Raw genomic sequence first — 1003 nt, forward strand, 5'->3', positions numbered from 1 at the left:
ACGGCCGGCCAGCCGTGGGGGTCGGTCTCCAGGGCGCCGCGCGAGCCCCGGACCAGGCTCTGAACCCTCGCGGGCGCTGAAGCGCGCGGTCGACCAGTCCGCGGGCGGTCTGCTCCAGACCCTCTTGGTCCACGGGGCGGCGGTGGCGAGGCCCAGGGGCGCGCTGGGCAGGCGCGGCAACGCGATCTGGGCCGTGGCGGCCCCTCCGGAGGCGGCCAGAGCCAGGGCCGCCAGTCCCGCAGCGATCCAGGGTTTGAACGACAAGGCGCTTCTCTCCGCTCCGCGTCTGGCCTAAAGCGCGAAAGCTCGCGCTGGTCCTGGATGAAACGTCCGGCCGGATCGTTTCATCCCATATGAACGAGGAACGCGCTTGGACGAATTTCAGACGGGGCTGGTCGAGCTTCTGCCGCGCCTTCGCCGCCTTGCACGGGTTCTGCGAACCCGCGATGCGGACGCGCAGGACCTGGTCCAGGCGACGGTCGAGCGCGCGCTTGCGCAAAGAGCGAAATTCCGGCCCGGGACCCGACTCGACAGCTGGGCCTTCACCGTCATGAGGCGGCTGGCGATCGACGAGGGACGCTCGCGCCTTCGCTGGGGCCGGGTCGTCACCCCCGAAAACCGAGGCGACCGCCGGCGTGGCCGACCCCGGCCAGGCGGACGAGGCCCTGCGCCTGGACGCGATGGCCGTCCAGGGCGCGTTGCACGCCCTGCCCGACGATCAGCGGCTGGCGGTGGCGCTGGTGCTGGTCGAGGGCCTGTCCTACGCCGAGGCCGCCCAGGTCATGGGCGTGCCGGCGGGAACGCTGACCAGCCGGCTGGTGCGCGGCCGGCAGACCTTGATTCGAACCCTGTCCGCGCAAGGAGTGACGGGATGACCCACGACGCCTGGGACGACGAAATCCTGATGCGGCGGATCGACGGCGAACTGCCTGACGCCGAGGGCGCGCGGATCGACGCGGCGGCGAAAGGCGACCCGGCCCTTGCGGCGCGGCTTTGCGGCCTT

At 72.1% G+C, this 1003-nt stretch carries 2 protein-coding genes and 1 pseudogene; 2 read left to right on the forward strand and 1 reads right to left on the reverse strand.

The genetic code is table 11. The features are described from left to right. The coding region (locus AC2W7C_RS18395; protein WP_486002636.1) for a hypothetical protein at window positions 1-264 on the reverse strand (264 nt) is incomplete at its 3' end. Window positions 265-370: 106 nt separating this feature from the next. Here AC2W7C_RS18395 and AC2W7C_RS18400 point away from each other — a divergent pair. Together AC2W7C_RS18400 and AC2W7C_RS18405 are read left to right on the forward strand one after the other, a co-directional pair. Continuing rightward, window positions 371-526 (forward strand): annotated as a pseudogene (locus AC2W7C_RS18400) (sigma factor); the annotation flags it as partial. 109 nt (window positions 527-635) lie between these two features. Beyond that, the gene (locus tag AC2W7C_RS18405; protein ID WP_486002637.1) at window positions 636-875 is read left to right on the forward strand and encodes an RNA polymerase sigma factor; all 240 of its coding nucleotides are present in this window, start codon (window positions 636-638) and stop codon (window positions 873-875) included. The last annotated feature ends 128 nt before the right edge of the window (window positions 876-1003 follow it).

This window comes from Brevundimonas sp. CURTG3B2_SDJG (assembly GCF_057364705.1).